This is a genomic window from Paenibacillus sp. MDV22-iso6 (assembly GCF_058408365.1).
Genome location: NZ_JBZVDZ010000007.1, coordinates 211,892 through 234,744 on the forward strand (window position 1 = coordinate 211,892; position 22,853 = coordinate 234,744).

General features: G+C 47.3%; 28 protein-coding genes. 6 read left to right on the forward strand and 22 right to left on the reverse strand.

The genetic code is table 11. The features are described 5' to 3' along the window. Positions 1-36: 36 nt before the first annotated feature. The gene (locus AC4PM4_RS20505) at positions 37-258 is read right to left on the reverse strand and encodes a hypothetical protein (RefSeq protein WP_491614454.1); all 222 of its coding nucleotides are present in this window, start codon (positions 256-258) and stop codon (positions 37-39) included. Next, the gene (locus AC4PM4_RS20510; protein WP_491614455.1) at positions 255-1,166 is read right to left on the reverse strand and encodes an AraC family transcriptional regulator; all 912 of its coding nucleotides are present in this window, start codon (positions 1,164-1,166) and stop codon (positions 255-257) included. Before AC4PM4_RS20510 ends, AC4PM4_RS20505 begins: the two co-directional genes overlap by 4 nt. A gap of 109 nt (positions 1,167-1,275) precedes the next feature. Here AC4PM4_RS20510 and AC4PM4_RS20515 point away from each other — a divergent pair, with 109 nt between their 5' ends. Beyond that, positions 1,276-2,208 (forward strand): DMT family transporter, encoded by a 933-nt coding sequence (locus AC4PM4_RS20515; protein WP_491614456.1) that lies wholly within the window; start codon positions 1,276-1,278, stop codon positions 2,206-2,208. A gap of 88 nt (positions 2,209-2,296) precedes the next feature. Here AC4PM4_RS20515 and sigF read toward each other — a convergent pair whose 3' ends face one another. The 11 genes from sigF to AC4PM4_RS20570 all read right to left on the reverse strand — a co-directional run bounded on the left by sigF (position 2,297) and on the right by AC4PM4_RS20570 (position 10,997). Continuing rightward, positions 2,297-3,052 carry an RNA polymerase sporulation sigma factor SigF gene (gene sigF / locus AC4PM4_RS20520; RefSeq protein ID WP_024630954.1) on the reverse strand — a complete coding sequence of 252 codons (756 nt, stop codon included), beginning with the start codon at positions 3,050-3,052 and terminating at the stop codon, positions 2,297-2,299. Positions 3,053-3,066: 14 nt separating this feature from the next. Then, the gene (gene spoIIAB, locus AC4PM4_RS20525; RefSeq protein WP_053784445.1) at positions 3,067-3,522 is read right to left on the reverse strand and encodes an anti-sigma F factor; all 456 of its coding nucleotides are present in this window, start codon (positions 3,520-3,522) and stop codon (positions 3,067-3,069) included. After that, positions 3,519-3,872, reverse strand: a complete 354-nt coding sequence (gene spoIIAA, locus AC4PM4_RS20530) for an anti-sigma F factor antagonist (RefSeq protein WP_036663380.1) — start codon at positions 3,870-3,872, stop codon at positions 3,519-3,521. Before spoIIAA ends, spoIIAB begins: the two co-directional genes overlap by 4 nt. A gap of 143 nt (positions 3,873-4,015) precedes the next feature. Beyond that, complete coding sequence (locus AC4PM4_RS20535) at positions 4,016-5,137, reverse strand: D-alanyl-D-alanine carboxypeptidase family protein (protein WP_231952730.1); 1,122 nt, start codon at positions 5,135-5,137, stop codon at positions 4,016-4,018. Positions 5,138-5,439: 302 nt separating this feature from the next. Next, positions 5,440-6,264: a purine-nucleoside phosphorylase gene (locus tag AC4PM4_RS20540; RefSeq protein WP_063565732.1), complete on the reverse strand. Its 825-nt coding sequence runs from the start codon at positions 6,262-6,264 to the stop codon at positions 5,440-5,442. Between the two features lie 180 nt (positions 6,265-6,444). Continuing rightward, positions 6,445-7,335, reverse strand: coding sequence for a tyrosine recombinase (locus AC4PM4_RS20545; protein ID WP_064636791.1), 891 nt, complete (start codon positions 7,333-7,335; stop codon positions 6,445-6,447). Between the two features lie 73 nt (positions 7,336-7,408). Next, entirely contained in the window at positions 7,409-7,651 is a 243-nt protein-coding gene (locus tag AC4PM4_RS20550; protein WP_024630960.1) for a DUF4227 family protein, read from the reverse strand. Positions 7,652-7,808: 157 nt separating this feature from the next. Then, a complete protein-coding gene (gene fur / locus AC4PM4_RS20555; RefSeq protein WP_063565729.1) occupies positions 7,809-8,276 on the reverse strand; it encodes a ferric iron uptake transcriptional regulator in 468 nt (155 codons plus the stop codon). Between the two features lie 108 nt (positions 8,277-8,384). Continuing rightward, on the reverse strand, positions 8,385-9,014 hold the full coding sequence (gene spoIIM / locus AC4PM4_RS20560; protein WP_063565728.1) for a stage II sporulation protein M: 630 nt from the start codon (positions 9,012-9,014) through the stop codon (positions 8,385-8,387). A gap of 187 nt (positions 9,015-9,201) precedes the next feature. Then, on the reverse strand, positions 9,202-10,422 hold the full coding sequence (locus AC4PM4_RS20565; protein ID WP_491614457.1) for an endonuclease Q family protein: 1,221 nt from the start codon (positions 10,420-10,422) through the stop codon (positions 9,202-9,204). Next, positions 10,422-10,997, reverse strand: coding sequence for an NUDIX domain-containing protein (locus tag AC4PM4_RS20570; protein ID WP_491614458.1), 576 nt, complete (start codon positions 10,995-10,997; stop codon positions 10,422-10,424). Before AC4PM4_RS20570 ends, AC4PM4_RS20565 begins: the two co-directional genes overlap by 1 nt. A 121-nt stretch (positions 10,998-11,118) precedes the next feature. On the opposite strand from AC4PM4_RS20570, the gene AC4PM4_RS20575 reads away from it, so the two are divergent. Next, complete coding sequence (locus AC4PM4_RS20575; RefSeq protein ID WP_090810664.1) at positions 11,119-11,253, forward strand: Z-ring formation inhibitor MciZ; 135 nt, start codon at positions 11,119-11,121, stop codon at positions 11,251-11,253. Positions 11,254-11,379: 126 nt separating this feature from the next. Here AC4PM4_RS20575 and AC4PM4_RS20580 read toward each other — a convergent pair whose 3' ends face one another. Then, complete coding sequence (locus AC4PM4_RS20580) at positions 11,380-12,513, reverse strand: tripeptidase T (protein WP_491614459.1); 1,134 nt, start codon at positions 12,511-12,513, stop codon at positions 11,380-11,382. 83 nt (positions 12,514-12,596) lie between these two features. Between AC4PM4_RS20580 and prli42 the strand changes: the two genes are divergently transcribed. Beyond that, the gene (gene prli42 / locus AC4PM4_RS20585; protein ID WP_090810668.1) at positions 12,597-12,698 is read left to right on the forward strand and encodes a stressosome-associated protein Prli42; all 102 of its coding nucleotides are present in this window, start codon (positions 12,597-12,599) and stop codon (positions 12,696-12,698) included. Positions 12,699-12,725: 27 nt separating this feature from the next. Here the strand turns inward: prli42 and lipB are convergent, their stop codons facing one another. The 5 genes from lipB to lpdA form a co-directional block, all read right to left on the reverse strand. After that, the gene (gene lipB, locus AC4PM4_RS20590; RefSeq protein WP_491614460.1) at positions 12,726-13,433 is read right to left on the reverse strand and encodes a lipoyl(octanoyl) transferase LipB; all 708 of its coding nucleotides are present in this window, start codon (positions 13,431-13,433) and stop codon (positions 12,726-12,728) included. A 166-nt stretch (positions 13,434-13,599) separates the two neighbouring features. Further along, positions 13,600-15,054, reverse strand: a complete 1,455-nt coding sequence (locus tag AC4PM4_RS20595) for a dihydrolipoamide acetyltransferase family protein (protein ID WP_491614461.1) — start codon at positions 15,052-15,054, stop codon at positions 13,600-13,602. Between the two features lie 48 nt (positions 15,055-15,102). Continuing rightward, positions 15,103-16,089, reverse strand: coding sequence for an alpha-ketoacid dehydrogenase subunit beta (locus tag AC4PM4_RS20600; RefSeq protein WP_024630968.1), 987 nt, complete (start codon positions 16,087-16,089; stop codon positions 15,103-15,105). Between the two features lie 2 nt (positions 16,090-16,091). Further along, a complete protein-coding gene (locus tag AC4PM4_RS20605) occupies positions 16,092-17,120 on the reverse strand; it encodes a thiamine pyrophosphate-dependent dehydrogenase E1 component subunit alpha (protein WP_063565722.1) in 1,029 nt (342 codons plus the stop codon). Positions 17,121-17,259: 139 nt separating this feature from the next. Further along, complete coding sequence (gene lpdA / locus AC4PM4_RS20610; protein ID WP_063565721.1) at positions 17,260-18,684, reverse strand: dihydrolipoyl dehydrogenase; 1,425 nt, start codon at positions 18,682-18,684, stop codon at positions 17,260-17,262. Between the two features lie 244 nt (positions 18,685-18,928). Here lpdA and AC4PM4_RS20615 point away from each other — a divergent pair, with 244 nt between their 5' ends. Both AC4PM4_RS20615 and AC4PM4_RS20620 read left to right on the forward strand, forming a co-directional pair. Next, complete coding sequence (locus tag AC4PM4_RS20615; protein ID WP_063565720.1) at positions 18,929-19,252, forward strand: DUF2627 domain-containing protein; 324 nt, start codon at positions 18,929-18,931, stop codon at positions 19,250-19,252. Between the two features lie 186 nt (positions 19,253-19,438). Then, the gene (locus AC4PM4_RS20620; protein ID WP_400345893.1) at positions 19,439-19,786 is read left to right on the forward strand and encodes a potassium channel family protein; all 348 of its coding nucleotides are present in this window, start codon (positions 19,439-19,441) and stop codon (positions 19,784-19,786) included. Positions 19,787-19,794: 8 nt separating this feature from the next. Here the strand turns inward: AC4PM4_RS20620 and AC4PM4_RS20625 are convergent, their stop codons facing one another. Further along, on the reverse strand, positions 19,795-20,007 hold the full coding sequence (locus AC4PM4_RS20625) for a hypothetical protein (RefSeq protein ID WP_063565718.1): 213 nt from the start codon (positions 20,005-20,007) through the stop codon (positions 19,795-19,797). Positions 20,008-20,190: 183 nt separating this feature from the next. Here AC4PM4_RS20625 and AC4PM4_RS20630 point away from each other — a divergent pair, with 183 nt between their 5' ends. Then, positions 20,191-20,784 carry a thymidine kinase gene (locus AC4PM4_RS20630; protein WP_024630974.1) on the forward strand — a complete coding sequence of 198 codons (594 nt, stop codon included), beginning with the start codon at positions 20,191-20,193 and terminating at the stop codon, positions 20,782-20,784. 223 nt (positions 20,785-21,007) lie between these two features. Here AC4PM4_RS20630 and AC4PM4_RS20635 read toward each other — a convergent pair whose 3' ends face one another. Continuing rightward, positions 21,008-21,484, reverse strand: coding sequence for a hypothetical protein (locus AC4PM4_RS20635; protein ID WP_024630975.1), 477 nt, complete (start codon positions 21,482-21,484; stop codon positions 21,008-21,010). A 538-nt stretch (positions 21,485-22,022) separates the two neighbouring features. Further along, complete coding sequence (locus AC4PM4_RS20640; protein ID WP_400345894.1) at positions 22,023-22,667, reverse strand: hypothetical protein; 645 nt, start codon at positions 22,665-22,667, stop codon at positions 22,023-22,025. Positions 22,668-22,853: the final 186 nt, after the last annotated feature.

A 22,853-nucleotide genomic window follows, 5' to 3' on the forward strand; every position in this document is an offset into this window, starting at 1 on the left:
TGCACAAAAACAAAAAAAAGCCGCTAATATAGCGACTTATTGAGAAGAGAAAACCTTATGGATTGTCTGATCAGGTATCTTTGGGAAAGCCTTACGCATCGTTGTCAGGACTTCCTGTGAAGAGGTTATATCTGAAGAAGGAGTGATTTGGATTACTTCAGTATCTTTGGGGAACGGATGGAAATAACGCATATAAACAAAAACAAAAGCCGTGATTATCAGCAGCGCGGATAACAATACTTTCATTTTTTTGTTCAATGTTCAATACCCTCCTTAATTCTCAACTCCACTTCTCTTCTGAACTTTAACGGGGTGATTTGCATGGTTTTACGAAACTGATTGATAAAATAGCTCGTGCTATTAAAACCAACTTCATAAGCAATCTCGGTAATGCTGCGTTCTTGGAGTTGCAACAGCTCCACACTCTTTTGGATGCGATAATCGATAACATACTGCACGGGTGTTGTCTTCAACATTTGTTTGAAATAACGGCATGTTTCCGAGCGGCTTAACTGACCGGACCTTGCAATGTCCTCCAATTGGATTGGTTCGGCGAAGTGCAGGTGAATCCATTCGACCATATCCTTCATTCGCCTGCTTCTGATGATTTCGGATGGATCATATTCCAGCGCGTATCCACTTGTAATCAGATGTTTCCATATCGTCAAAAGGCTTGAAGCCACATTCATTTCGTAAAATGGAGGCTGCTCATCCAAATCCTTTTTAACATACCGGATGGCGTCGAGGACTTGAGCTCCCCATGAAATTTCCCTTTTGATATGAAGATAAGGTAAATTGGTTGCTGAGATATAAGGATGAACATACTTCAAATATAACTCGGATGGCACAACAAAATGCGGAGAGACATTTAGACAAAGATAAATACAATTATCCTTCTTACACCGTTCCTCTGCCATGTGCATGCAACCACTGTTGATAAACAGCCCGTCGCCTTGCGGCACAATGACCTTTTGATCATTCACATAAAAAAGAGCTTCGCCCTGGACAACCAAGACAAACTGCAATTCATCATGCCAATGCAAAGGAATATGCCCGTGAACATTGCGTACAATTGTGGTTTCATAACACGCCACAGGCAATATAACTGTACGATGCTCCGTCAGTTCCCTCCCGTTTTTATCAATTTCAAATTCTATCTTAAGCATATTCTCTCATCTCAATATAATGATATTTATCTGTGCGATATTGATATTATTATAGCCTATTTCGTTTTAATATAGCACTATTCTTATATTTAAGGTGAGGGTGCTATTCATGAAAATATCTATTCAAAGATCTAGAAAATCAGGCCTATTCTTCGTTCTTACAGGTGCGATATGCTGGGGCATTGGCGGAACAGTTTCACAAAAACTGTTTCAACAATACGGAATTGAAGTCAACTGGTTTGTAACGGTTCGACTGCTGATTGCGGGTATACTGCTTCTGACGGTTCGGTCCTTTACAACAAGGCGCTCGCAAATTTTCGATATGTGGAAGCAGAAAAAAACAGCCTTGCAGCTAATCATTTTCGGATTATTCGGGATGCTCGCTGTTCAATATACGTACATGGCGTCTATTCAACATGGCAACTCCGCTGTGGCGACACTACTTCAATATCTGTCACCAGTCATGATCATGGTCTATATGATCTGGCGAAAACAGGCTGCTCTAACCAGAAAGGATGTTGCATCAGCGATTCTGGCTCTGAGCGGGTGTTTTCTCCTGCTGACCAATGGTTCTCTCTCCCAATTGTCTGTGCCTTTACCCGCAGTATTGTGGGGGTTGTTATCCGGAGTTGCCGCTGCCTTCTATACCCTCTACGCCGTGAAACTGATTGAAAAGTTTGATTCACTTGTTGTGGTAGGCTGGGCAATGATTATCGGAGGCGCTGCGCTGAGTCTCATCCACCCACCGTGGAAAATGGACTTTGCTAGCTTGCGTTTGGAAACCTACGGATATTTGGCCTTTACCATTATTTTAGGGACAATGATTGCATTCTGGTTCTATATCGAAAGTTTAAAAAGCCTGTCAGCCAAAGAAACAAGTCTTATAGGAAGCGCGGAGCCGCTTGCTGCCGTTGGCACCACTGTTATCTGGTTGCATGAACCCTTCGGGATATTTCAATGGCTGGGGACCGCATGTATCATTGGATTGATATTATTGTTGCAGTCGAATCGCCCCAAACCCATTCAGGTCAACGACAAATAACCTTCTTCGCATATTAATGCGCGATAGAAGGTTGTTAGTTGTCGTATATTGGTGGTTTAACACCCATATTGTTGTCAGCAATCCAAAATCACTGTGCGATCTGGTCGCGGATGGATTGAAGTATTTTTTTCTCCAGTCGTGACACCTGCACCTGGGATATACCCAGCCTGCTAGCGACCTCGGACTGGGTCTGATCCCGGTAATACCGGAGGTATACAATCAGCCGTTCCCTTTCGCTGAGACCGCCAATCGCTTCGTTTAGCGCAAGTTTGTCAAACCACCGTTCCTGAGACTCATCGGCAATCTGGTCCATTAGTGTAATCGGATCGCCGTCATTCTCAAACACCGTCTCATGTATGGAGGTCGGCGGTTTGTTGGCTTCCTGAGCAAATACAACTTCCTCTGGGGTTACCCCCAACTCCGCGGCTACTTCCTTAATCGTTGGAAGACGGTCGAGGTGTTTGGAGAGTTCATCCCTTTTTTTGCGGACTTTATTCGCCATTTCCTTGAGCGAACGACTGACCTTAAGCGTGCCGTCATCCCGCAGGAAGCGCTGAATTTCTCCGATAATCATTGGGACAGCATAGGTGGAGAATTTCACATCATAACTGAGATCGAATTTATCCACCGATTTGAGCAGCCCGATACAACCAATCTGGAACAGATCTTCCGGCTCATATCCCCTGTTCATAAAACGTTGTACGACGGACCAGACGAGTCTGATGTTGCAGTTCACCAGCGTATCCCGTGCGACATGGTCACCCGACTGACTGAGCGCAATCAGCCGTTTGACCTCGGCATCGTCCAAATAGGTCTGTGAAGACTGTTTCACTTCAGCATCCATAAGACTACCAACCCCTAATTATACAATGCTTTCTTGGATTCAATCCTTTTCTTCATCTTGATGGAGGTGCCTCTGCCGGGCTCACTGCTGACTTCGAATTCATCCATGAAGTTTTCCATAATGGTGAAGCCCATGCCCGAGCGCTCAAGTTCGGGTTTGGACGTATACAGCGGCTGTTTGGCAAGTTCAAGATCTTCGATGCCTTCACCACGGTCTTCCACAATGATGGTAATCATGTCATCCCGAATCTCGGCTTGAATGGACACGACACCTTCCGCATTGTTGTTGTATCCGTGGATGATGCTGTTCGTTACGGCTTCCGAAATGACCGTCTTCAGATCGCTAAGCTCGTCCATCGTAGGATCAAGCTGGGAGATGAAGGCAGCAACCGTCACCCGTGCGAACGATTCGTTCTCCGACTTGGCCGCGAATTGCAGATTCATGAAATTTGTCCCCGTTCCTTCATTCATGAGACGACCTCCAGACCCGAGAGAGCAGTTCCCTCATTTTCGTAAATCGGCATAATCTTGAACAAACCTGACATTTCCAGCAAACGATACACTGGCGGATTGACATCACAGACAACCATCTTCCCGCCTTTATTCTTAATGAGCTTGTATCTACCCAAAATGACACCCAGACCCGAACTATCCATGAATTGCAGATCTTTCAGGCTAAGTACCAAATGCTCGCATTGTCTGCGCTGGATAGCTTCATCCATCTGCATCCGTACCATGTCAGCTGTATGGTGATCCAGCTCCCCGGATAATCGCACAATCAGAATCCCGCGGTGATGTTCCATTTCCACATGCAAGTTCACGTTTGCTCACTCTCCTCCCTGTCTTGAACAAGGATTTCTACGTTCCCGAAGGCTTTTCCTGCCCCCCGACAAAACTAGAAGAAAACCCCTAATTAACTACAAAATACGTTCAAAGGATGCACGCATCCTGCATAAATCGCCGTTTAATCGAACAGTTTGGAGGTTGTGCGTTTGAACAGCTTCCACCAGCCAGCCTTGTCCACACCCTGCGGAGCCTGAATGTCGAACTCCTTGATGACTTCATTGCCCTGGTAGACGACTAGTTTACCTACACTCTGACCTGCTTTGACCGGAGCTTTCACTTCTTTTGCCATCAGCAATTCATGACGGATCTCATCCGATTTCGCACCTTTGCGCATCAACACACTATAATTTTGTGTTGCATTCAGCGGCAATTCGGCAACTTCACCTTTTTCAATTTTCAGACTACCCAGCAGGTCCCCTGACTTGTACAGGGCTTTCATCGTGTATTGCCCAAAAGCATAGTCAAACATCGAGGAAACTTCACTGTTCCGTGTTTTGGTATTGGGTTCTCCGAGTACTACCGCGACCGTACGAAGCCCATCCTTCATCGCTGTAGCCGAGAGACAAAACTTGGCTTCGGAAGTGTATCCTGTTTTCAACCCATCGGCACCGGAGTAGAAACGAACCAACTTGTTCGTATTCACCAGCCAGAATGGCTTCTCGCTATCTTTACGAAGGTAGTCCTGGTATGCACCGGTATATTTCGTAATCCCCGGATGCTTCAGCAGTTCACGGCTCATGACCGCAATGTCATGGGCCGAAGAATAATGGTTATCGACCGGCAGGCCGTTACAGTTGGAAAAATGAGTATCCTTCATTCCGAGTTCCTTCGCCCGCTCATTCATCAGTTGTACAAAGGCTTCCTCCGAACCGGCAATTTTCTCAGCCATCGCTACAGAGGCATCATTACCGGAAGCCATAGCAATACCTTTTAACATATCGTCGACCGTCATCTCTTCCCCAGGTTCCAGAAAAATCTGTGATCCACCCATGGATGCGGCATATTCACTCGTTCTCACTTTATCCGTCAGCTTCAGCTTGCCAGAGTCGACCGCTTCAATGGTGAGCAGCATGGTCATAATCTTCGTAATGCTCGCCGGTGGCAGCTGATCATGACTGTTTTTTTCAAAAATGACCGTGCCCGTATCAGCATCCATCAAAATGGCAGAGCGTGCCGACGGGGCCAAATCGGTTCCCCCCGCTGCTTTGGGAGTTTCTTCAGCCAGCGCGGTTGATGCCATCAGGGGCAGCAGGATACAAAGGGTCATGAACGATGCCATTATTCGTTTCTTCACTAGGGTTACCTCCTCAAATGACTTGCTTACTGCATGTTCCATGCATGTACTGCTAATCATTGTCGGCCCGATTGAAGTAAATTATTCCATGTAAAGAATGATTTCCCGAACTTTTTATGTAATCCGTGTGAAACACAAAAAACGAGCCTGACACTCATTGGATGAGAAAGCTGCCCGTTAAGGAAATAAAAAAAAGACAATCTGCCCCAATGAATCACATTAGGGTAGATCGTCTTCTTATTGATCAGTTACATTTGTGGAATAACAGCCAGCACAAGGGCCAGGAACGATTCACGAACACGTTCTGTCGTCTCCATAACCTCATCATGCGACAACGGCTGGTCCAGAATGCCGGCAGCCATGTTGCTGATACAGGAGATACCGAGTACTTCTATGCCGGCGTGGCGTGCCACGATGACTTCAGAAACGGTAGACATGCCGACAGCATCCGCACCCAGCGTACGCAGCATCACGATCTCAGCTGGTGTCTCATAGTTTGGACCAAGCATACCTGCGTATACACCTTCACGTACATCAAAACCTTGTGACGCGGCTGTATCCTTCGCCAGCGCACGCAGACGGCGGCTGTACGCTTCGGACAGATCCGGGAAGCGCACACCCAGTGCGGAGTCATTCGGTCCGATTAATGGATTCTTGCCTGTGAGATTCAGATGATCCGAGATCAGCATCAGGTCACCCGCCTCATAAGAGGTATTCACGCCACCTGCAGCGTTCGTTACGAGCAGCGAAGTTACGCCCAGTTCTTTCATAACACGTACCGGGAAGGCAGTCAGTTCCGGACCATATCCTTCGTACATGTGGAAACGACCTTTCATCATAACGACCGGACGGCCTTTGATGGTTCCCACCAGCAATTCGCCCTCATGTCCCTCTACTGTGGACACCGGAAAATGCGGAATATCCTGATAGGCGATGCTTACGCCATCTTCAATCAATTCTGCCAAAATGCCAAGTCCTGAACCTAAAATCAAACCGACTTCCGGTTTAATGGAACTTTTGCTTTGGATGTAAGATGCCGCTTCCAAAATCATCTGTTGGTTTAATGCTGTCATAAGATGTTCCCCCTTGAGTTGAAACGATCCGTCTGTATCCGCAAATGACATCAATGGAAACTAAACGCTGAAATGATGCATTCGCTTATGTATAACGGCGTTTAAATGTGTTCAATTTATTTTATCCTAAATCGGACTATTGTTCCGCATTTTTTTTGCAAATTTGTATCCAAGTACAAACTATTTTGCCCGCGGATGATGAGATTCATATATCTCTTTCATCGTTTTGCGACCATGATGCCCATACTGTTGCCCAGGCTGCTCCACATGTCCGAGCATGTCCTGTACCGCACGGGTATCTGCCCCACTGGCAATCAGGTGAGCAGCAAAGGAATGACGCAGCGTATGTGGTGTGATTTCACCCGAGATTCCTGCATCCATCGCTGCTTTTTTGAGCAGCTTCCAGAAGCCTTGCCGGGTTAATCGTCTACCGGATACGTTGACAAAGAGAGCCTGCTCGTCCGTCTCATTTTTGATTAGCAGGTTACGGTACTCGTTCACATAAACACTTGCCCACTCTGCTGCAGGCGCACCGATTGGCAAAATTCGTTCTTTACCGGCACCTCCACAGCGGATAAAGCGCATGCCTGGCTGTACGTCCCGCACATCCAGTGCAATCAGTTCGGATACACGAATGCCTGTCGCATATAATAACTCCAGCATGGCCCGGTCACGCACTCCTTGCGGTGAACGGGTATCGGGGGACGCGAGCAGCAATTCGATCTCTTGGATGGTTAACACCTGCGGTGGTGTCTTGTCTGCTTTTGGAGCCTCCACATCAAACGTAGGGTCCTGTAATATGTCACCACGCCGCATCAAAAAATGAAAATAGGAGCGCAGGGATACAACGCTGCGGGCAATGGTTGCATTCGCACGTCCTGCCTGTTTCTGCTGACCTACAAACAGGATAACATGCGTCCGGCGCACCTGCTCCGCTTCCCGGATACCGTATTCTTTATCCGCAAATTCGATGAACTTGTCCACGTCCCGAAGATACGATTCCAGCGTGCTGCTCGACATCCCTTTATCCTCTTCCAAGTATAAGGCATAGGCGTGTATCGTCTGCTTCATGCACAACGCTCCTCATCTGACAGGACTGCCACACGGGCAACCTGCTTCCGTATTTGCATCCCTGGCTGTCCAGCTACTCTCCGTACCAATAGAATAAACGGAGACGCTCTGCCATTGTAGGACGTCCTTCCCCGTTACTTGGCCAAACCGTTTCCTGAAATACTTTAACCGCATTTCCTGTTGGCATCTGATATTGGTCCACAGGTGAGATCCATCCGTTGAACAAATCCAGGACATGATAGAACAGATAAACTAATGCAGCAAAAAATACGATAAATCGAATAAAACGGAGCCCTCTCCGCAGCGATATAATCATGGGTTGTACCCCTTTCTGGTTCGAATCCGACTCGTCTAGAATCAGGGTATGTTAACGAACACAGGAATATGACATTCAGGGTAAACCTCACATCACACGCTGGACCAAAAAAGCTCTCCCGTCAAAACCGCCGGTGAGAGCTTGAAGATATGCTATGTTATTCTTCATCTTTGGGCTTCTGGTCATTTTTAGCTTTGCAACGGTAACAAATCCCATGGAAATCCAGTCGGTGATCTACTACCGAAAAGTTAAATTCCCGCTCCAGTCGCTCTTCAAGCGGTCCAAGCCAGTCTTCACGTATTTCATCCATACTTCCGCATTGAACACAGATTAAGTGATGATGGTGATGCTTGGATGTATCTCCGCGTAGATCATAACGCGCTACACCGTCGCCGAAGTTGATTTTCTCTACAACATGCAGCTCACTCAGCAGTTCGAGGGTACGGTACACGGTTGCGAGACCGATTTCGGGAGCCTTTTCTTTCACGAGCATGAATACGTCTTCTGCGCTCAGATGATCTTCTTCATTCTCAAGAAGTACTCTTAAGGTGGCTTCCCGCTGGGGCGTTAATTTATATCCTTGGGACTGTAGTTGCTGCTTAATTTTATCGATCCGTGCTTCCATTTTCTCCCTCCCCCTAGGAAATCACTGCACACTGCAACTTAACCCACTTCTTTCATTATAGGGGGAGTACATAATTAAAGTCAACATTTTACACTATCACGCGCAAAGCTAAGCGGGTAGTAGCATCGGTGTGACCCAGCGCATCATCGCAGGTGTAACCCATGTTTCAAATGACGCAACCCCTAACAGCAGTGCTGCCATAACGAGAGTTAACACCATATATGAAGCAAAAGGCCTCTGACGGCCTGGCGTCCGCTGCATCAGAACACGGTTCCGAATAATATATAAGGAAAAGGTCATGGCTGACACACTGCAAATGAGCAGTACCGGAATCACGAATAAATTATGAGGCGCAACGGAAACCAGGGCAAATAACAGCCCTTTCCATGAATACTGTCCGACAAGGTAACCCACTGTAAAACCAATGAGCACCCCTTTCAGAAAATCCAGAACCAATATGCCCGGCAAGCCGATGACCGATAAACCCAGAATGAAGATCAGGCCAACCCACTTTAGATGAAGCATAGCAATGTCCCAATAGGTTCCGGTCTCAGTCACCTGTCCGCTGTGCTGTACCGTCATGAAGAAGTTACCGAGGTATCCCTCCAGATCCTGGCGCTGTTCAAGGGATAGGGCATTAACCATCAGGGCGCCAAAAATGACACCCACCAGAAACAAGACAGCCACGAATACATATAAAGAGGTTTGGCCTTTGAATGTGAAGTAGGCAGAACGCATACAGGTACGAGTCCCCTTTCCGGTTATCATGCTGCAAGGATGTCGAGTGAAATCCTCATAGTCATTCTTATGAACCGGAATGCACACGTATGACTTCTTGTCCAGAATCAGATTTCTTCTCCATGACAAAATGCCATTCCCGCACCAAATGATACTAAATCACTTTATTCGCATACCGCAAACTGATCTACTCTGATCTTTCCTTGCTGGACACCTTTCCGTAAGTGCCCCCACCACCAGATGACAATTCGAGTTGACCATCCCGCGCTGCAACGATAAGACCTGCTAGAACCGGTCCAACAACCTCTGAAAGTTCATCCTCGCTTGTACGATGTAATACGTTCATTTCCGTACCAAAGCGGTCCAGCAGCTGGCGCAGTTTGGCTTTCCCCAAACCCGGGATGAATTCCAACGGTACCTGATAGTGATAAGCAGGTCGGTTTGCTGGAACATGCGGACTCTCTCGGTCAGCGATTGCCAGTATACGATCCAGTACACCCTGCACAAGCTTCACACTGCCACAGTGTGGACAGCGTTCTGCCGACATCGCATGCTCGTCCATAATGCTCCCACAGGATGCACAATAGGTACGGTGGTATTTGCCAAGTCTCGGATCCAAACCGTAGTTGGCTATAATGCTTCTGCCTTCCTGTCCTTTAAGTGCCATGCTGAATTCGTCAAAGGAAGGCTTCGCGAGTTGCAACTCGTTGTACTCTCGTCCAATCTTGCCCAGAGAATGAGCATCCGAGTTGGTCAGAAAGGGAACATGATCCAATTCCCGAATATAACTGGCCATGGATGAATCGGAGCTTAGCCCAAGCTCAACCGCATCGATCAGGCTAGTATCCAGCACATCAGCCATACGAGAGGCTGTGCTGCCATATATGCCTTTATGCGGGGTAAACGCATGCGCTGGCACAATGAGCCCTCCACGCGCCTTTATCTCGGCCTGCATCTCAAGCGAGGGTACATATACCCGCTGTGAACTCAGGTTTACATTTTTCATATAACGTTTCATCCAGTCCGTGAAGGACTTCATGGTTTTCAGATCACGGAAGTAGGCCAGCATATGAAACTCTCGCATTCCTGGCTCACGCAGCTCCAATTCCGTCCCCAGCAGGATGGTTGTGTCCTGATACGCAATACCCCCTCCCTCAAGCTCGGACATCGTGCCGTTCTCAAGCAGCTGTTCGATGTCTATCTGTACAACCGGAGAGTGGCAATCAATGACGCCGAGTAGATGGATTCCTTTGCGATCCGAGGCTTCTCTAGCAATGTTCTCGAATGTCAGATCACGGCTGCCACTGATTTTAACAGCTTCACCGCGCGAAGTTCGTCCAATGTGAATATGGAGGTCTGCATAACAAGGCTCCCTCCCTGCAGACGCTGCCTGTTGCTCATTCATCATTAAAACCGTCCTGTTGTTCTGTAAAGATCCCATGCATACACAGCCATCATCGTTTTGGCATCACTGATGCGATTCTGATCCATCAACTGATAAGCCTCTTCAATTGTAATCTCGGACACTTCAAGAAATTCATCTTCGTCCAAAGCCATGTCTCCTGCTTCGAGTTCCTCGGCGATGTACAGATGGATGATCTCATCCGCGAATCCTGGCGAAGTATAAAACGAACGCAGATGCCGCAATGATTTAGCTACATAACCAGTCTCTTCGCGCAATTCACGCGCTGCTGCCACTTCAGGTTCTTCTCCCGGGTCCAGTTTGCCTGCTGGAATCTCGACTTCCGTACGTCCCATGGCCTGACGATACTGATCAACGACCAGCATACGTTCGCCATTCAGAGCGAGGACAGCTACTGCTCCAGGGTGACGGATGATCTCACGTGTAGCAGTCTGACCGTTAGGCAGCTTGACCGTGTCGACCTGAAGAGAAATGACTTTGCCCTCGAAGATGGGCTTTGTCGATATCGTCTCTTCGTCAAGTTTTGGATTGGCAGAATGCTTATGATTGGTTGGGTTCATCTGTTCTTCAACTCCACTTCTTCGAATTTTGGTTCTCTTTATACGTATAAACCTCTGTTTTTTGGCATATGGTGAGCTTATAGCGATTTCAAACAAATATAGCAAATCAGGGGGACAACCAATGAACAGTTATTTAACACCGCAATCCGTACACGTGGTCGGACAAGCCAGACAAGTCCAGCTCATACTCAAACAATGGGTGCGTGAGTGGGGTCCAGATGCCAAATTAATCGATATGCTCGCTGGACGTAAATGATACTGTTCTTGGTCTGCAATACCCATGAAATATAACATGGTTTTGCCAAAAAGTCCGAACTCGGTTTGTACCGGATTCGGACTTTTCAGTTGAAGCACGGGGAGTTTCACCCTCAGTCTCTTTGGATTACTTTTTATTTGCAGCCGTTTCCTGAATAATAGCCACAACCACTTCAGATAGTTTCACAATATCCTCGGCACGGATGCGTTCTTTCGTCGTATGGATGTCCTCATAGCCTACAGCCAGGTTGACCGTGGGTATGTTGAACCCATTGAAGATATTGGCATCACTGCCGCCACCAGATGCAAACGTGCTAGTCTCCAGCCCCAGGCTCCGAATGGCACGCTGTGCAAGCTGAACAACCTCGTGTTCATCATGGAAGCCAAAAGCAGGATACAGGATCTCACTGCGGAACTCAGCGGTTGCACCATATTTGCGGCATGTCGTTTCCAGTGCTTCACGCATCTGGGCCACTTGAAGTTCTACCTTCTCCTGCACAATACTGCGGGCCTCAGCCTCAATCTGCACAAAATCGCAGACGACGTTCAGTGCTGAACCGCCCTGGAATTTGCCGATGTTCGCCGTAGTCTCATCATCAATTCGTCCCAGCTTCATCGCTGCAATGGCTTTGGCCGCCACTTGGATGGCACTGATGCCGTCTTCCGGATTCACGCCCGCATGTGCGGATTTCCCATAGATCTTCATCTGAATTTCCGCTCTGGCCGGAGCAGCCACACAGATTGTACCCACAGCTCCGTTGGAATCCAGGGCATAACCGAACTCGGCTTCAATATCGTTCGGATTCATGGCACGTGCTCCAACCAGACCCGACTCTTCACCTACGGTAATCACGAATTGAATTTTCCCATGAGGTATATTGTTCTCTTGAATAGCTCGAATCGCTTCAAACAAAGCGGCGATCCCCGCCTTGTCATCTGCACCTAGAATTGTCGTGCCATCACTGCGAATCCAACCGTCTTCACCCAGCTCAGGTTTAATTCCTTGTCCAGGCGTTACGGTATCCATATGACATGTGAAAAAGATTGGCGCTGCTTCTTCCGCACCATCTGCTTCCCAGGTAATCACGAGATTACCAGCGCCATGTCCGGTTTTCTCCGTGGTGTCGTCCTCATACACGCTGAGGCCCAGCTGAGTAAACTCTTCTTTTAACACTTTTGAGATATTCTGTTCATGAGTTGTTTCACTATCAATCTGCACCAATTCCATAAATTGATCAATAACACGCTGCTGTTTTATCATAGGACTTTCCTACCTTTCGTCGATACGGTACAATACAATTACTATGGTCTGTTTATTCATTTGTTGAAAGGAGTTCTCTCATCATGCAAAAAAAGAAATGGTTCCGCATCATTATCTATCTCATGCTGCTCGCCATGATTGGGTCCACCCTTTTCATTGCGCTCGAACCTTTATTGTTTGGATAGAAACCCGAAGCCTTTTGACTGTCTGATTTACAGACGGGGAAGGGCTTCTTTTTCTGTAATCCAGGTAATCTCATACGGGAAAATCCGGTTAAAGTATGGAACGATATCCTGCGCAACGTTCTCCACATTGTAGGTCTTCCCTGTAATATCCTCCAACGAGGTCACACCATACTGCTCAATCCCGCAAGGAACAATCCCCTGAAAGCCTGCGTGCTGAATGCCGGAGGTGATATTAAAAGCAAATCCGTGACTCGTCACGAAGCCGCGCCGGTGTTTACAACGATTGAACTTTACGCCGATGGCGGCAATTTTCAAATCTCCGATCCATACACCTGTGTAAGCCTCTTTGCGTCCCGCTTCAATACCCTGATCAGCCAGATAATCAATAATCATCTGCTCTAGGCGACGTAAATAGCCATGTAAATCCAAGGCTTCATCCCGTCCAAGAACAAGTAACGGGTAACCTACCAACTGGCCAGGGCCATGATAAGTAATATCACCGCCGCGGTCAATTTGAAACAAGGAGATGCCTTGCTCCCGCAGTTCGTCTTCACTGAGAAGCAGGTGCTCCGGGTGATTCTGTGAACCGATCGTATACGTCGGCGGATGCTGGAGCAACAGCATCTGCTCCGCGCCTTCTCCCTCATCCAGTTGCTGCACAATCGCTTTCTGGCGGTTCCAAGCCTCTTCATAATCAAGCATCGGTATGTACATAGCATCCAGCGGCTTGCTCATGATTCCCCCACACCCTTCTGTTTCAATGTTCATTGTATAATGATGAGCATTCTATTGAAGAAAACGGGAAAAGTGCACGGCCATTGGCACATACACTTTCCCATTATCCATCTATTCAGCGCTTGGCATCATTAGTAACTCATTGAAATGATGCACTTGCTCTCTCTTAATACACTTTCGATTCCATGGTGTATCCTTCAAGATTCTCTTTTACACGTTGCAGGAAACGTCCGCTGATGACCCCATCCAGAATACGATGATCCAGGGAAAGACAGAGGTTCGCCATGGAACGGACAGCAATCATGTCATTGATGACCACAGGTTTCTTAACGATCGACTCAAATGTAAGAATCGCCGCCTGTGGGTAGTTAATAATAGGTTGCGACAGAATCGAACCAAATGACCCCGTATTGTTAACCGTGAACGTACCGCCCTGCATATGGTCCAGCTTTAGAGTGCCTTCACGTGTTTTACGTGCTAGCTCATCAATTTCACGAGCCAGGCCAGCGATGTTGCGCTGATCCGCATGTTTAATTACCGGTGTCAGTACAGAGTCTTCTGTACCCACTGCCATCGACAGGTTGATATCCCGTTTGACAATAATTTTGTCAACAGCCCATACCGAGTTCATGATCGGGTAGTCTTTAATCGCATTAACGACCCCCTTCATCATGAAGGACAAGTACGTCAGGTTGATGCCTTCTTTGCGCTTGAACTCATCCTTGAGTTTGTTGCGCAGCATCACCAGATTCGTCACGTCCACTTCAATCATCGTCCACGCGTGAGGGATTTCCGATACGCTTTGACGCATATTACGAGCAATGGCATTACGAACTGGAGTAACGTCGATAAAGTATTCGGATCTTCCCTGTCCGCCACCCTCTACTTCGATTTGGGGAATTTTCGGACTTTCGGTCAGATGTATGCCGGAATGTCTTACAGGAACGCCTGCGTCGGCTGCTGGAACGGTTTCTCCCGCAGATGCGCCCAAGTCTGCATTCCCCCGATTCAATCCGCTGAAAGGAGAACCTGAAGGTACTCCCGAAGAGACCTGCTGTCCTGCTACAGTAGAAGACTGTGCAGACGCTGCGCCCGCGTTTCCACCCTGTGCAATCACTGCCAGTACATCCTTACGTGTAATCCGACCACCTGCTCCTGTGCCCTGAATGCTCTGCAAGTTGAGACCATGTTCAGCTGCAAGGGATTGAACCGCAGGAGAATAGCGGTTACGCATCGGCTGATTGGGATCGTGCCCTGTTGTACTCGCTGCACCAGCAGCAGGTACGTAGTTCGCACTTTGTTGTGCATGAACATGATCACCATTCTGTTGCTGCGAAGCATGCGTTACTTGCTCTGCTGCTTCTTCATCAGAAGAAGCTACCTGCATGCGGCAGATGGCTTCGCCAACCGCAATGGTCGTACCTTCTTCGACCAACAGATCACCCATAATTCCATCAACGGTTGATGGAATCTCTGCGTTGACTTTATCCGTAATCACTTCACAGATCGGTTCGTATTGTTCAATCCGGTCACCCGGTTTTTTCAACCATTTGGCAATGGTAGCCGAGACCAGCGATTCCGCCAGCTGCGGCATAATGACCTCGATCCATTTCATACTCATTGGTTATATCACTCCAAACTTTGCTTTTAAACTATCTCACTACACGAATTAATACTCGGCGAGCGTACGCATCGCTTCCTTGGCTTTATCCTTGCTCAGCATATAGAATTTCTCCAATGTTGGGCTAATCGGCATTGCCGGTACATCCGGTCCGCAGAGACGCTGAATCGGCGCATCCAGTTCGAACAGGCATTCTTCACTGATGATAGCCGCCACTTCGGCTCCTACACCACCGGTTTTATTATCTTCATGCACAATCAGCACTTTGCCTGTCAGACGAGCGGATGCAATGATGGCTTCGCGATCAAGTGGCTGCAATGTGCGCAGATCCAGTACATGGGCAGTAATGCCTTCCTCACGCTCCAGCTCTTCGGCAGCCTGCATGACAAAATGAAGTGGCTGGCTATACCCGATAACTGTAATATCTGCTCCTTCGCGAAGCACGTTGGCTTTACCAATTGGAACGATGTAATCATCTTCCGGCACATCTTCCTTGATCAGCTTGTAGCATTTTTTATTTTCAAAAAAGAGAACCGGGTCCGGGTCGCGAATGGCTGCTTTGAGCAGTCCCTTCGCATCGTATGCCGAGTAAGGAGCTATAATTTTCAGCCCTGGTGTGCCAAAAAAGATCGATTCCGGACATTGGGAGTGATACAGCCCACCAAAAATACCGCCGCCAATCGGCGCACGAATAACAATCGGGCAACTCCAGTCATTGTTGGAGCGATAGCGAATTTTGGCCGCTTCACTAATAATCTGATTTGTTGCAGGCAACATAAAATCCGAATATTGCATCTCGGCAATAGGTTTCATACCGTACATCGCAGCGCCAATAGCTACACCTGCAATCGCTGATTCGGACAAAGGTGTGTCCATGACACGCATTTCGCCGAACTGATCCTGCAACCCTTTGGTTGTAGTGAACACACCGCCTTTAACCCCGACATCTTCACCAAGGATAAAGACATTTTCATCCCGCTCCATCTCTTCTTTCATCGCGAGACGGATTGCATCAATATATTCCATAACCGCCATACTTACCGTCCCCCTTCTTCGCTGTCCGCATAAACGTGCGTCAGAGTGTCCTCAGGTTTCGGATATGGCGCGTTGTCTGCGTATTCAGTCGCTTCTTTCATTTCCAGCGCAAGCTGGGAAGCCAGATCCGCATCCCGGGCTTCATCCCAGATGCCGCAATCGATCAGATAGTTCTTCATGCGAAGCACGCCGTCCTTCTTCCAGTTCTCTTCAACCTCTTCCTTGGTCCGGTATGCCAGATCATTGTCCGAAGTGGAGTGTGGAGATAAACGATACATCATTGCTTCAATAAGTGTTGGTCCTTCACCAGCGATTGCGCGGCGACGAGCTTCTTTGACTGCACCGTATACTTCCAGCGCATCGTTTCCATCTACACGTAGTCCAGGGAACCCGTACCCAAGTGCACGATCCGATATTTTACCACTCAGCTGCTTGTGAATTGGCACCGAGATGGCATACTGATTGTTCTCACACATAATGATCACAGGAAGTTTATGAACACCTGCGAAATTGGCACCTTCGTGGAAATCTCCCTGGTTGCTTGACCCTTCACCAAAAGTTACAAAAGAAACGAATTCTTGCTTCTTCATTTTGGCAGCCAGTGCAAACCCTACAGCGTGCGGAACCTGTGTGGTAACCGGACTGGAGCCCGTTACAATGCGCAGCTTTTTGTGACCGAAGTGACCCGGCATTTGCCGTCCGCCACTATTCGGATCTTCCGCCTTCGCAAAAGCAGACAGCATCAGCTCACGTGGAGTCATGCCAACTGCCAGTACAAAACCATAATCGCGGTAATACGGTAAATAATAATCGTGATCCCGGTCCAGACCGAATGCAGCGCCTACTTGCGCAGCTTCCTGTCCTACACCGGATACGTGAAAGTTAATTTTGCCGGCCCGCTGTAAGAGCAAGCAACGCTCGTCAAACTTGCGTGCGAGCAGCATGTATTTGTACATATCCAATACTTCACCATCGCTAAGTCCCAGCTGTTCATGCCGATGGACCGCGTCTGCAGTACCTTTTGAACTCATATGAGGTACCTCCTTTTAATCAGAGCCTTTGCCCGTCTTACTACCCGATCTTATAACCTGGTACTAAGACTTGACTTAACCTTATTATAATCCCATTTGCCCAAAAAAGGAAAGGACCTTTCTCATAAGCCTGTCCGGCTTACATTCCAATCGATTTTCCGTCTACTGCCAACATGGCTTCACCCATGATTTCCGATAATGTTGGGTGAGGATGGATCGTCTGTCCCACTTCCCAAGGTGTCGCATCCAGCATCTGAGCCAAAGAGGCCTCTGCGATCAGTTCCGTCACATGGGTACCGATCATATGTACTCCCAATATATCATTCGTCTTGGCATCCGCGATTACCTTCACGAATCCATCCCGACTTCCATGAACCAAAGATTTTCCAATCGCCTGGAACGGAAACTTGCCTGTCTTCACTTCATAACCACGCTCTTTGGCCTCGCGCTCCGTAAATCCGATACTCGCTGCTTCCGGACGAGTATAGACACAGCGCGGGATTCGATGTGATTCGACGGCATGTACCGTTTCACCCGCCAGATGATTCACTGCCAAAATGCCTTCATGACTCGCTGCATGCGCCAGCTGCAATCCGCCGATGACATCGCCGATTGCATAAATATGTCCCTCACCCGTTTGCAGATGTTGATTCACAGCAATAAATCCGCGTTCGAGTTTGATATCCGTATTTTCGAGTCCGATATTTTCGACATTGGCCTGACGACCAACCGACACCAGCATCTTGTCCGCTTTCAGAGTCTCTTGCTTCTCATCCCCCAGCTTGACATCAATCTGAATACCGTCTTCCTGTATGCTATATGTCTCTGTCAGAACGCTAGCGCCTGTTAGGAAGCGAACACCACGTTTCCCAAGCAATCTCTGCATTTCCTTGGCTACATCTTCATCCTCTGCTGGCAATACATGAGCAGCGGCTTCAACAACTGTAATTTCAACGCCAAAATCATTCAGCATCGAGGCCCATTCGAGGCCAATCACCCCACCACCAACAATGATCAGGGATGCTGGTAATTCGTCCATTCGCAAAGCCTCATCACTGCTCATGATGTACCGGCCATCTGGCTCAAGACCTGGCAGCACCCGTGGGCGAGATCCGGTAGCAATAATGAGGTTGGTTGGCACAACTGTATCCATCTCGCCATCTTCAAACTCGACAGCCACTGCACCGCTCTGAGGGGAGAAAATGGAAGGTCCGATCACGCGCCCTTTGGCGTGTACGACCTGAATTTTATTTTTTTTCATTAAATACTGCACACCTTGATGAAGCTGCTCCACAATTGCATCCTTGCGCGCCTGAACCTTCGGAAATACAAGTGTTGCTCCAGCTGTTTCAATCCCATACATTTCGCTCTCTTGTATCTCTGCGTACACTTCCGCACTTCGCAGCAATGCCTTGCTCGGAATACAGCCACGATGCAGACAAGTGCCCCCCAGCTTATCCTTCTCGATAATAACAACCTGTTTTCCTAACTGTGCGGCACGGATGGCAGCAACGTACCCTCCCGTTCCTCCTCCAAGAATGGCAACATCACATGTAATTGGCATCTTAAATGTTCTCCTCTATCCATATAATTTCAATACAATTTCAATATATTTGTAAGATGATGATTCGAATGATTCTCTTTTTCATAGACGTTATCTATATTCCATTGTACTCCCCTTGAGCAGTCAACTCAAAATTTGACCCTGAAACGCATGGACAGCTTCTGAAAACCAAGCTATGATGGAATCAGGTATGACCTGTAAGCGCAACCTTTATTTTACGTCAACCTCAGGCAGAAGGAGTTTAATGGTGATGAATACTAGACTGGTCTTTGCACGATTTGTGGCGATTATTGTTCTGGTCATTCCCGGGTTAATGGCAATGAAGGGTTTTCTAATGATGAAGGACGCCCTTTTCCTGTATTATGCCGAGCATGGGAACGAGCAGATCTCACCAGGATTTCAATGGCTCTCCTTTGGTGGAGGACTTGTCCTGTTCGCCGCAGGCATGAGTTTTCTGGGAGGTTGGATTCTGTTCCGTGACCGCAAGCGTAATTATGTAGGACCCCGTTTTCGTTCAAAAAGCGCACCCTCAGCCGACAAAGCAGAGACGCCCGGTACGACTTCCTGAGTCCGGGCTTTTTGTCATTTTTTCTGGCTCCGCAACATTTCAACATCCGAACTTTACATCTGCCTTTATATACGGTACTCGATCAGGTATAATGCTTATTTATTCAAACACGTATTTTGCATAAATTCAGAGCTAGCATCTTGAATATGCACAATGCCCACTCTTCCATAGACAGGATGGTTCAACATGGTCTCGTTTATCGTTACGCTAAAAAGATTGCTTAAAGGCATTTTTCATGCCTTCAAGGACCAGAAGTTCCTAGCTTTGTTTGTATTAACTGCGGCGACACTTCTCTCGGGCACGTTATTCTATACTCGCGTTGAAGGTCTGCACTGGATTGATGCCCTCTATTTCTGCGCAGTAACTCTAACGACGGTGGGACATCCGGATTTTGTACCATCGACCGGTTTCGGCAAGGCTTTTACAGTCATCTATATGTTCGCAGGTATCGGCCTCACCTTCGCCATGATTGCCAGAATTACAGCAGGTATTCTATTTCCCCGCAAATTGCAGACAGAAGAGAACCCGGAGTAGACTCCGGGTTATTCGTATAATGCATCACGCAGCTTGGTAGACATACGCGACTCTTTGGAAGAGGACTTCAGAATCGTTCTGCGCAACGTCAGATTACTGGCTTGCAGCCGCTCCGCTTCAGCGAACAAGTCTGCAAACAACGCCTGCGCAGCTTCGTCAAGGACTGACTGTCCTTTCAAATGTTCATATCGCTCTTGTAATTCGGATAATGCTTCACTCATCGTTAACACCTCTTTTCAATCGCTCCTGGCTTATGCATTACACTGCCGTAACCAACAGCTTAACAATCCATATAGTAACACAAAGCTGCTCAGATTAGTTCTGGCTCTTACTAAAGATTTTGTGGTACTCTGTAATGGTCGCTTTTTTTGTTGAATCCCGTATGTGAGAGGAGTAGCAGAACTGTGCAAACAGGACGAATTACCGTAATTACAGGACCTATGTTTAGTGAAAAATCCGGTGAACTCATTCGCCGTTGTCAGAAATTAATTCAATTTGGCCGTAAAAAGGTCGTTGCTTACAAACCTGCCGAAGATGATCGGTTTGCTCAAGACGAGATCGTTAGCCGTATCGGCTATCGTCTGCCTGCCCATTCCATTCCCCGGCAATTGACCCCGGAATCCGTAGAGATGATCCTTACGCAGACCAAAGATGCTGATGTTGTTGCATTTGATGAAGTACAATTCTTCAGCAGTGCCATCATGGAACTGGTCTCCGAGCTAGCCTACTGTGGCAAACACGTCATTGTGGATGGACTGAATATGGATTACCGTGGCAAGGAATTTGGATATGTAGGCGGTTTGCTCGCTATGGCGGATGATATTGAGAAACTGTCGGCATTCTGTGCCGTATGCGGAAGCCCGGATGCGGCTTTCACCCAGCGTATCGTTAATGGAGAGCCTGTAACGCTTGGTCCTGTCGTCATGATTGGCGATTCAGAAGCTTACGAGCCGCGCTGTCGCTGCTGCTTCATTCCTCCTCACAAAGTTGAATGCTGAGCTGAATCAGCTTTTCCATGATTAATCTATAGGTTCTGATCGGCGGTATCTACTGCTACAGGTTTCCTGAGATTTCAAAAAAAGCCCCCGAGGGCTTTTTTTATTATAACTCCTTTTTACCAGCATACCCTTAATATACCTCTGCTTAACTCGGTCATTTGCTCTTTCTTTGCACACAAAAAAGCACCGCCTCACAGCGATGCTTCCCATTCGTCATCTCCCGCTAGTCCCGGGAAACAAAATATTTGTTGGTCATGTAGTAAGCGTCGCCACGCGACGTTTCTACCATTCCTTTTTTGGCATCCAAAAATACAATCTCTTTGCACTTGGTGCAATACCATTTGGTGCGCTTATATGGAGACTCCGTAACATATGCCGTGCCACATTTACAATCAATCTTCATTAATAACTCGGTTGATTTATATGCGCTGGACAAACGTTCCATGTTATCCTGCTGCTGTGTAGGCATAATTGTCTGCTGATAATCCGATAAATGATTCTGAACTTTAAAATCTGCTACCAATCCTGCATTCAATCCAAAAAACTCCTTGCCGATTTCGGTCACGAAGCGCTTCTCATTTCTGTAGCAATCCAGCCACTCAATAATCTGCTTATTTGACAGTGGAACCGTACCCTTGATACCGCTGTTTAAGGTGTAGGTCATGATGTATAAAGTATCGTCTTGTCTACCTGAGTACATTAGAATCCTCCTTCGAATACATTTGCTAATGTACTACAAAAACGCTCATAAATCAAAGCAATGTTATTTCCTGAGCGTATCTCTTCCTTATTAAATGGGTAACATTCCTCGATGTTCCGCCACCGATTTACAAGAACTGCATACACCTGCAACATTTCCCTGGGAAGTCGCATAATACACGATGGACTTCACTTTTTTACTACAGATGGAACAATATTGCCTCCTTTCCTTCCTGGGAGTGTAATCGGATAGGTTTACTACGTTTGAGTTTGATTTGAACCTGCGCACAAAGTTCAGCCATTTCATCTCTTTCTCTCTCTTCCTTGTTTGCCTTCTAAGGGGTGAATTGCTTATGCTTGGGCAAAAATTGATCCTGCATTGGTTATGTATACGATTCCAAGTTGTGCATGCCTATCTCATAATCTATTCGACGTTTTGAGCCTTTTTCCTGTTTTTGATCTCTACGCATACAAAAAAAACCGACAGAACCTGCCCCATCCTCTTGTATGAGAAAGGAACTTCCGTCGGTTAACTTGCCTTATTTATAAAACGTTCCAAGAACCTCAAGCGCAGGTGAGCGCTCAATTCGAAACGGATAGATGTATCCCTGATTCAGCTTCACAAACTTGCGACTCCACAGATCAAGTCCAGTTGTAAATTGGTACGCCTGATATATAAATTTGGAACAATAGTTCCGTTCAATGCTGCGCAGATTCGTCTGCAATCGATAGAATTTTACCTGCTTGTAATGATCCTGTACCCACTGCGCTGCCTTCACACCAGCCTGATTCAGACGGGAACGAAATACAATGAAACGATCCCCCTCATAAAAGCGAGTGATGTACCAATCCAAGGAATCGGCAAACACGGGCCCATAAGGGTGTACGTGATACACTTTACCGTCGAGTCCAATAATCCCCATATGCCCGGCGTAATAAGTCGATTCCGAACTTGGCGTATATAAAATATCTCCTGGCTCCAGCTTCATTTGGCCCAAAGCGGTAATAGGCAAATCCTGATGCAGCCTTCTGGACGCTGAACGTGCGCGCCGGCCTTCCACCAGTAGTCGATGCATTTTCCCAGCAACAGCGAGATAGACTTCCGACCATTTGATGCGTTTTTTCTCAGGGCCTTTGAACCACCGATGAATAAATGTGGATATACGTTGAATTTCTTTTTTCATATTCTGCACTCCACTCTAATCTGTTTGACGTTTCTTGCTGTTTTTCCTCACTTCTAAGGCTCATTATAGACAGTTGATGATGCATGTTCAATTCCGGTGCCTGTTCTATGTTGTGCAATTCGAGGAGGTTCATACCGAAATGAAAACTAAAAAAAGCAGTTCTGGCATTAACCAGAACTACTTCGT